The sequence below is a fragment of the Bacillus sp. GMs2/2 genome, from assembly GCF_050172095.1.
Taxonomy (GTDB): domain Bacteria; phylum Bacillota; class Bacilli; order Bacillales; family Bacillaceae_G; genus Bacillus_A; species Bacillus_A cereus.
Map to the genome: position 1 here is coordinate 1 of NZ_JBNLYE010000171.1, position 8,578 is coordinate 8,578.

Consider the following 8,578-nt stretch of genomic DNA (forward strand, 5'->3'; position numbering starts at 1 on the left):
AAATGAAAAGATTGAAGTTGTATTTGAAAACTATGAGAAGACTTTATATGAATTATTTATGCGCACCCCCCGCTATACATCGAATGTAAATGTATGCGAGCACATTTTTGGATACTTTAAAACAAAGCTAAAAAAACAAGAAAAAGATCATTTTATAGAACTGTTACAAAAGTATGCAGAAAAGAAAATACCACTTAGTAGTTTACTTACAATTTTAAAATCATGGGCCATTCGATTTGATGAAAAGTATTTATTAAGACAAACGTATTTCGAACCATACCCTGAAGCATTAGTAGAAATTTCTGATTCGGGAAAAGGTAGAGATTATTAAACAATAAATTACATAATTCGACACAAAATCTCCTATGTTGTTGTAGAACAATGTAGGAATTTTTTTGTGCATTAGTACAGAATCTGTTTTAAAATTAAGTTATGACAGAATTATAGCAATTGTCTAACTAATATTCTTGTCTTTTAAGTTGTTATGTTTGTAGTAGAAACTCGCACGCTGTCGAAACTCAATATTCGATAAGGGGTGTGTAGCGGAATGGAATTTACTCTAACTCGCGAAAAACAAATGATTAAAGAAATGGTACGTGACTTTGCTGAAAAGGAAATCGCACCGAAAGCTGTATATTATGACAAAACTGCAGAGTTTCCATATGAAACATTTCAAAAAATGGGCGAACTAGGATTATTAGGCATCCCATTCCCAGAAGAGTATGGAGGTTCAGGTGGCGATACTGTATCGTATGCGTTAGCAGTTGAAGAAATTGGTCGCGCTTGTGGTGGCACTGGTTTAAGCTATGCTGCAACAATTTCATTAGGTGCTTCTCCAATTTATTATTTCGGTACAGAAGAACAAAAACAAAAGTATTTAGTTCCAATGGCGTCAGGTAAAACATTAGGTGCCTTCGGATTAACGGAGCCGAATGCTGGATCAGATGCAGGTGGTACTCAAACGAAAGCGGTACTAGATGGCGATGAGTATGTAATCAGTGGTGAGAAGTGTTGGATTACAAACGCAGAGTATGCAAATACAATTATTGTAACCGCTGTCAACGGTGTTGAAGAGAATGGTAGAAAACGCATTTCAGCATTTATCGTACCTACTACTAGTGAAGGATTAACGATTTCTAGTCCTTACGATAAAATGGGCGTTCGCGCTTCTAATACTTGTGAAATCGTACTTGATGGTGTTCGTGTACCGAAAGAAAATATTCTTGGTGATGTAAATAAAGGTTTTAAACAATTTTTATATACACTTGATGGAGGACGTATTTCAATCGCAGCATTGGCAGTTGGTATTGCGCAATCAGCCTTTGAACGTGCATTGCAATATGCGAAAGAACGTCAACAATTTGGAAAGTCAATCTCTAATTTCCAAGCGATTCAATTTAAATTAGCTGATATGGCGACTGAAGTAGAGCTAGCACGCAATTTAGTACATAAAGCAGCTTGGTTAAAAGATAATGATAAACCTTTCGGCAAAGAAGCGGCAATGGCAAAACTATTTGCATCGGAAGCAGCAAGCCGTATTGCGAATCAAGCAGTACAGATTCATGGTGGATATGGTTATATGCGTGAATATGAAGTTGAACGACATATTCGTGATGCGAAACTATTAGAAATTGGTGAAGGAACTTCTGAAATTCAACGTCTCGTAATTGCTAGACATTTAGGATGTAGATAAAAGGGAGGAATCACTATGTTTCAAAAAATATTAATTGCAAATCGCGGAGAAATCGCAGTTCGTATTATGAAAACTTGTCAAAAACTTGGCATTCGCACTGTTGCTATTTATTCTGAAGCAGATGAAAATGCCCTTCATGTGAAAATGGCAAATGAAGCTTACTTAGTAGGTGGACCGCGTGTCCAAGAAAGCTATTTAAACCTTGAAAAAATTATTGAAATAGCTAAGAAGACAAATACAGAAGCAATTCATCCGGGTTATGGTTTATTATCAGAGAATCCGTCTTTTCCGGTTCGCTGCAAAGAAGAAGGAATCGTATTTATCGGTCCTTCAGAAGAAATCATTACGAAGATGGGAAGTAAAATCGAATCACGTATCGCAATGCAAGCAGCAGATGTCCCAGTAGTCCCAGGTATTACTACAAATATTGAAACTGCTGAAGAAGCAATTGAAATTGCAAAACAAATTGGTTATCCATTAATGCTTAAGGCATCCGCAGGCGGTGGAGGCATTGGTATGCAGTTGATGGAAACTGAGCAAACGCTCACCAAAGCGTTTGAAAGTAATAAAACAAGAGCGCAAAACTTCTTCGGTAACGGAGAAATGTATTTAGAGCGATATATAGCAGACGCGCATCATATTGAAATTCAGCTTTTAGCAGATACACATGGTAACACAGTGTATTTATGGGAGCGTGAATGTTCGGTACAGCGCCGAAATCAAAAAGTAATCGAAGAAGCACCTTCACCATTTTTAGATGAAGGTACACGAAAGGCGATGGGGGAAGTTGCTGTACAAGCTGCCAAAGCACTTGGTTATACAAATGCAGGTACAGTTGAGTTTCTTGTAGATGATCAGAAGAACTTCTATTTCTTAGAGATGAATACGAGATTACAAGTAGAGCATCCAGTGACAGAAGAAATTACGGGATTAGACCTTGTAGAACAACAACTTCTGATTGCAAGTGGAGAGAAACTATCATTTACTCAGGATGATGTAAAACGTAGTGGTCATGCCATTGAAGCTCGTATTTATGCAGAGGATCCGAAAACATTCTTCCCGTCACCTGGGAAAATTACAGATTTAACATTACCGTCAAATGTACGGATTGATCACTTCTTAGAAAATCATGTAACGATTACACCTTTCTATGATCCAATGATTGCGAAAGTCATTGCACATGGCGAGACTCGTGAAGAAGCAATTTCAAAATTACATGATGCTCTAGAGGAATTAAAAGTAGAAGGTATTAAAACGAACACACCAATGCTACTGCAAGTTTTGGAAGACGAAGTGTTCAAAGAGGGTATTTATACAACAGGCTTTGTAACGAAACAACTCGTTAAAAAATAAGATTTAACAATATTAAGGGGGAAAAAATGATGACGAAAGTATACGCATCGATGGCAGGAAACGTTTGGAAGATTGTTGTAGGAGTAGGAGATACAGTAGAGGAAGAGCAGGATGTCGTCATTTTGGAATCTATGAAAATGGAAATTCCAATCATTTCAGAAGAAGCTGGCACAGTTATGAAAATTAATGTACAAGAAGGCGATTTTGTAAATGAAGGAGATGTATTATTAGAAATTGAATAGGGAGATATAGGGGGAAGCGAATTGAAACTACCTAATTTTGCTGTCATTAAAGAAGTCGGGCCACGTGATGGCTTACAAAATGAAAAAAAGATTGTTGGCACAAAAGATAAAGTAAAATGGATTCAACTACTTACAGAAGCGGGATTGTCGTATGTTGAAGTTTCCTCATTCGTTCACCCAAAATGGGTCCCTGCATTAGCGGATGCAAATGATGTATTTTCTGAGCTGAAAAGGGATCCCAATGTTACATATGCTGCGCTTGTTCCGAATCAAAATGGTTTGGAACGAGCTTTTTTGCAAAATGTAGATGAGGTGAATGTTTTTTTATCAGCAAGTGAATCTCATAATAAAAGTAATATTAATAAATCGATCAAAGAAGCATTAGTCGTAATTGAAGATATAACAAAACAGGCATTATTCGAAGGGAAAAAGGTAAGAGGCTATGTTTCTACTGTATTTGGATGTCCTTATGAAGGGAATATAAGTGTCGCAGCAGTTGACGAATTATGTAATCAACTATTTTCATACGGTATTTATGAAGTTTCTCTAGGGGATACAATCGGTGTAGCGAATCCATTACAAGTAGAACAAGTATTAGAACACCTATTAAAGAAGTATGATGCTTCGCAGTTTGCAATGCATTTTCATAATACGTATGGAATGGCTCTAGCGAATGTAGTTAAATCATTAGAATACGGTATTACAACGTTTGATAGTTCTTGTGGTGGACTCGGGGGCTGCCCTTATGCACCAGGAGCATCAGGTAATGTTGCCACTGATGACCTAGTACATATGCTCCATAAATTAGGAGTCCAAACGAATATAGACGAAGAAAAGTTATTGAGAGCTAGTCAATTTATTCAAAGTAAGTTGAATATCCAATTACCGAGTCATGTGTATAGAGCGCTTCAACATAAAACGATAAGTAGGTGAGTAGATGCTACAATTACAAAACATTTCCGTTGATTATGTAACACCTCACGTAGTAAAGATTTCGTTAAATCGTGCAAGACAAGCAAACTCATTATCTTTGGCATTATTAGATGAATTACAAACGATATTAACTCAAATAAGTGAAGATTCAAACGCACGTGTAGTTATTTTGACTGGTACTGGTGAAAAAGCATTTTGTGCTGGTGCAGATTTAAAAGAGCGTGCCGGTATGAATGAAGAACAAGTTCGCCATGCTGTTAGTATGATTCGTACTACTATGAAGATGGTTGAACAATTACCACAGCCAGTTATTGCTGCTATAAATGGAATTGCACTTGGTGGTGGTACGGAATTAAGTTTAGCTTGTGATTTTAGAATTGCTGCTGAATCTGCAAGTCTTGGTCTTACTGAAACGACACTTGCAATTATACCAGGAGCAGGTGGTACACAGCGCTTACCGAGATTAATTGGTGCTGGTAGAGCGAAAGAATTAATTTATACAGGTAGACGTATTTCAGCGCAAGAAGCAAAAGAATACGGTTTAGTAGAATTTGTTGTACCAGCTAATTTACTTGAAGAGAAAGCGATTGAAATAGCAGAGAAAATTGCTAGTAATGGACCTATTGCTGTTCGATTAGCAAAAGAGGCAATTTCAAATGGTATTCAAGTTGATTTACATACCGGATTACAAATGGAAAAACAAGCGTATGAAGGTGTAATCCATACGAAAGATCGCATAGAAGGATTACAGGCATTCAAAGAAAAACGCAAACCGATGTATAAGGGGGAGTAAATATGTTAGACCAAAAACAACAATCTAATTCATTTGAAGAACGAGTTGAAACAATTAAACAAGGCGGGGCACCGAAATATCATGAGCAAAATAAAGCAAAAGGAAAATTATTCGTTCGAGACCGTTTAGCGCTTCTATTTGATAATGGCGAATATGTAGAAGATGCATTATTTGCTAACTGTGAACAAACAGGCTTACCTGCGGATGGCGTTGTAACGGCAACGGGTAAAATACATGGTCGTACTGCGTGTGTAATGGCCAATGATTCTACTGTAAAAGCTGGATCATGGGGATCACGCACAGTTGAAAAGATTTTACGTATTCAAGAAACAGCTGAAAAACTACGTGTTCCGTTATTTTATTTAGTTGACTCTGCTGGAGCGCGTATTACAGATCAAGTAGAAATGTTCCCAGGGCGCCGCGGTGCAGGAAGAATCTTCTATAATCAAGTGAAGTTATCAGGTAAAGTTCCTCAAGTATGCTTGTTATTTGGACCTTCTGCAGCTGGTGGTGCGTATATTCCAGCCTTTTGTGACGTTGTAATGATGGTAGAGGGAAATGCATCTATGTATTTAGGATCTCCTCGTATGGCTGAGATGGTTATCGGTGAGAAGGTAACTTTAGAAGAGATGGGCGGGGCTCGTATGCATTGCTCTGTATCAGGATGCGGAGATGTTTTATGTAAGACGGAAGAAGATGCGATTACACAAGCAAGACAATACATTTCATATTTTCCAAACAACTATTTAGAAAAGACTCCATTGGTTACACCTCAAGAACCGAAACAATTCGATAAAACGTTAGAACAAATCATTCCAGAAAATCAAAATGCTCCTTTCAATATGAAAGATCTCATTAATAGAGTTATTGATGAAGGTTCATTCTATGAAGTGAAAAAATTATTTGCTCAAGAACTAATTACAGGCTTAGCACGTATTGATGGTAAGCCAGTTGGTATTATTGCAAATCAGCCGCGTATGAAGGGCGGCGTATTATTCCATGATTCAGCTGATAAAGCTGCTAAGTTTATTAATTTATGCGATGCATATCATATTCCATTATTATTCCTTGCGGATGTACCAGGATTTATGATTGGTACAAAAGTAGAGCGTGCCGGTATTATTCGCCACGGTGCAAAAATGATTTCTGCAATGAGTGAAGCAACTGTACCGAAGATTTCTATCGTTGTTCGTAAAGCATATGGCGCTGGTTTATATGCGATGGCAGGTCCAGCATTTGAACCAGATTGCTGTCTGGCATTACCGACAGCTTCTATTGCGGTAATGGGTCCAGAAGCTGCGGTTAATGCTGTATATGCAAATAAAATTGCAACTTTACCAGAAGAAGAGCGTGCTAGTTTCATTGCTGAAAAACGTGAAGAGTATAAGAAAGATATTGATATATACCACTTAGCATCAGAGATGGTGATTGATGGTATTGTTCATCCAAACAATTTACGTGAAGAGTTAAAAGGACGTTTTGAAATGTATATGAGCAAATATCAAGTATTCACAGATCGTAAACATCCTGTATATCCAGTTTAAAAGCCCTATTTAGGGCTTTCTTGCTCAAAAAGTTAAGGAGGGGAAAACATTGAAACAAGCAGTTTGGTTTCCAACAGAAGAGTACAAGGAAAAAACACGTTTATATGGTTGGATGAAATCATTGGGATATGAAGACTATGAAACTTTTTATAATAAATCTATTGAGGAAACAGCTTGGTTTTGGGGAGAGGCAGAAAAAGCAGTAGGCTATCAATGGATGAAACCTTATACAGAAGTGTTAGATTTAGAAAATGGTACACCGTTTGCACAGTGGTATAATGGCGGAACATGTAACGTTGTAGAATCAGCTTTATCTCGCTGGCTTGCGGATGAAGAGACGAGAATACAGCCAGCACTTCAGTACGAAGGGGAAAATGGAACTTCAAAATCATTTACATATGAAGAGCTTGACAACTGGGTAAGCCGTGTTGCAAATGGTTTGAAACACGCGGGTATTGAGAAAGGTGACCGTGTAACAATTTATATGCCGATGATTCCAGAAACAGTTGTTGCGATGCTAGCTGTAATGAAAATCGGAGCAATTATTTCACCAATATTCTCAGGCTTTGCGTCTGATGCAGTTATGACACGTGTGCAAGCGGCAGGTTCAAAAATGATTATTACCGCAGATGGATTTTCACGCCGCGGTAAAATTGTTTCTTTAAAAGATGAAGTAGATAAAGCTTGTGAACATTGCCCAACTGTTGAAAAAGTTGTTATCGTTCGTCATGCAGGAAATGATTTTACACCACATAACTATGACTTTTCGTGGAGTACGCTAGAAAAAGAAAAACCATTCATACATGCAGAGGAAATGCAAAGTGATGATCCATTAATGCTCATTTATACATCAGGAACGACTGGTAAGCCGAAAGGAACAGTACACACGCATGCAGGATTTCCTTTGAAAGCAGCTTTTGATGCAGGATTTGGAATGAATATTAAACAAGGTGATCGTGTATTATGGGTAACTGATATGGGCTGGATGATGGGGCCGTTTCTATTATTTGGTTCACTCATTAATGGAGCAACGATGGTTATGTACGAAGGTGTTCCAGACTTCCCAGAAGCAGACCGGTTATGGGAGACAGTTGATAAATATGAGATTACTCATTTAGGTATTTCGCCAACGTTAATCCGAGCATTAATGGCAAAAGGTGATGAGTATGTCAATAAACATTCTTTAAAGAGTTTGGAAGTATTCGCATCAACAGGAGAACCTTGGAATCCTGATCCATGGATGTGGCTGTTTGAAACAGTTGGAAAAGGAAATGTCCCAATCTGTAACTACTCAGGTGGAACTGAAATCTCTGGTGGGATTTTCGGTAATGTTCTTATTAAGCCAATAGCACCGATTAGTTTTAACGCATCTTTACCAGGAATGGCAGCTGTCGTACTGGATGATCAAGGTAAACCAATTCGGGATGAGGTCGGAGAATTATGCTTAGAGAAACCTTGGGTAGGTATGACGAAAAGCTTCTGGGAAGATGATGAACGTTACATAAACACATATTGGTCGCGTTTTGAAAATAAATGGGTCCACGGTGACTGGGTCATTTACGATGGTGAACAATATATCATCACAGGGCGTTCAGACGATACGTTAAATATTGCAGGTAAACGTATTGGACCTGCTGAATATGAATCTATTCTTGTGAAACATAACGATGTAATTGAAGCTGCTGCAATTGGTGTACCTGACGAAGTAAAAGGTGAAGTTTGTCATTGTTTTGTAGTATTAAGAGACCATGTAACATTTACAGGAGAATTAAAGAAAGAATTAATGAGTTTAGTAAACTCTCATATTGGAAAAGCGTTGTGTCCTAAAGACATCCACGTTGTAGAAGATTTACCGAAAACACGTAATTCTAAAGTAATGCGCCGTGTTATTAAAGCAGCTTACTTAGGAAAAGAATTAGGTGATTTGTCTTCACTTGTAAATCCTGAAGTAGTTCCATTTATTCAGGGGTTACAGTCTAGTAAATTATAAAATTAGAAAGGAGCTCTATATAAATAGAGC

At 37.8% G+C, this 8,578-nt stretch carries 8 protein-coding genes; all 8 read left to right on the plus strand.

All coding sequences use genetic code 11. The features are described from left to right. Positions 1–331 (plus strand): DUF1722 domain-containing protein (locus ACQGS6_RS18565; RefSeq protein ID WP_426965408.1); only part of this gene is annotated, 331 nt, incomplete at its 5' end. 216 nt (positions 332–547) lie between these two features. After that, positions 548–1,693 carry an acyl-CoA dehydrogenase gene (locus ACQGS6_RS18570; RefSeq protein ID WP_000397282.1) on the plus strand — a complete coding sequence of 382 codons (1,146 nt, stop codon included), beginning with the start codon at positions 548–550 and terminating at the stop codon, positions 1,691–1,693. A gap of 15 nt (positions 1,694–1,708) precedes the next feature. Then, entirely contained in the window at positions 1,709–3,046 is a 1,338-nt protein-coding gene (locus ACQGS6_RS18575) for an acetyl-CoA carboxylase biotin carboxylase subunit (RefSeq protein WP_000486756.1), read from the plus strand. A gap of 26 nt (positions 3,047–3,072) precedes the next feature. Continuing rightward, positions 3,073–3,288 (plus strand): acetyl-CoA carboxylase biotin carboxyl carrier protein subunit, encoded by a 216-nt coding sequence (locus tag ACQGS6_RS18580; RefSeq protein WP_001987345.1) that lies wholly within the window; start codon positions 3,073–3,075, stop codon positions 3,286–3,288. Between the two features lie 21 nt (positions 3,289–3,309). Further along, positions 3,310–4,221 carry a hydroxymethylglutaryl-CoA lyase gene (gene mvaB, locus ACQGS6_RS18585; protein WP_000775438.1) on the plus strand — a complete coding sequence of 304 codons (912 nt, stop codon included), beginning with the start codon at positions 3,310–3,312 and terminating at the stop codon, positions 4,219–4,221. A 4-nt stretch (positions 4,222–4,225) separates the two neighbouring features. Continuing rightward, complete coding sequence (locus tag ACQGS6_RS18590; protein ID WP_000939797.1) at positions 4,226–5,014, plus strand: enoyl-CoA hydratase; 789 nt, start codon at positions 4,226–4,228, stop codon at positions 5,012–5,014. Between the two features lie 2 nt (positions 5,015–5,016). After that, the gene (locus tag ACQGS6_RS18595) at positions 5,017–6,558 is read left to right on the plus strand and encodes an acyl-CoA carboxylase subunit beta (RefSeq protein ID WP_000886745.1); all 1,542 of its coding nucleotides are present in this window, start codon (positions 5,017–5,019) and stop codon (positions 6,556–6,558) included. Positions 6,559–6,607: 49 nt separating this feature from the next. Then, positions 6,608–8,548 carry an AMP-binding protein gene (locus ACQGS6_RS18600; RefSeq protein WP_000806480.1) on the plus strand — a complete coding sequence of 647 codons (1,941 nt, stop codon included), beginning with the start codon at positions 6,608–6,610 and terminating at the stop codon, positions 8,546–8,548. The last annotated feature ends 30 nt before the right edge of the window (positions 8,549–8,578 follow it).

What these genes read in the sequence shown, in the direction of transcription:
- ACQGS6_RS18590 (WP_000939797.1), top strand. Translation starts at nt 4,226, where the DNA reads ATGCTACAATTACAAAACATTTCCGTTGATTATGTAACACCTCACGTA.
- ACQGS6_RS18595 (WP_000886745.1), top strand. Translation starts at nt 5,017, where the DNA reads ATGTTAGACCAAAAACAACAATCTAATTCATTTGAAGAACGAGTTGAA.
- ACQGS6_RS18570 (WP_000397282.1), top strand. Translation starts at nt 548, where the DNA reads ATGGAATTTACTCTAACTCGCGAAAAACAAATGATTAAAGAAATGGTA.
- ACQGS6_RS18575 (WP_000486756.1), top strand. Translation starts at nt 1,709, where the DNA reads ATGTTTCAAAAAATATTAATTGCAAATCGCGGAGAAATCGCAGTTCGT.
- ACQGS6_RS18580 (WP_001987345.1), top strand. Translation starts at nt 3,073, where the DNA reads ATGATGACGAAAGTATACGCATCGATGGCAGGAAACGTTTGGAAGATT.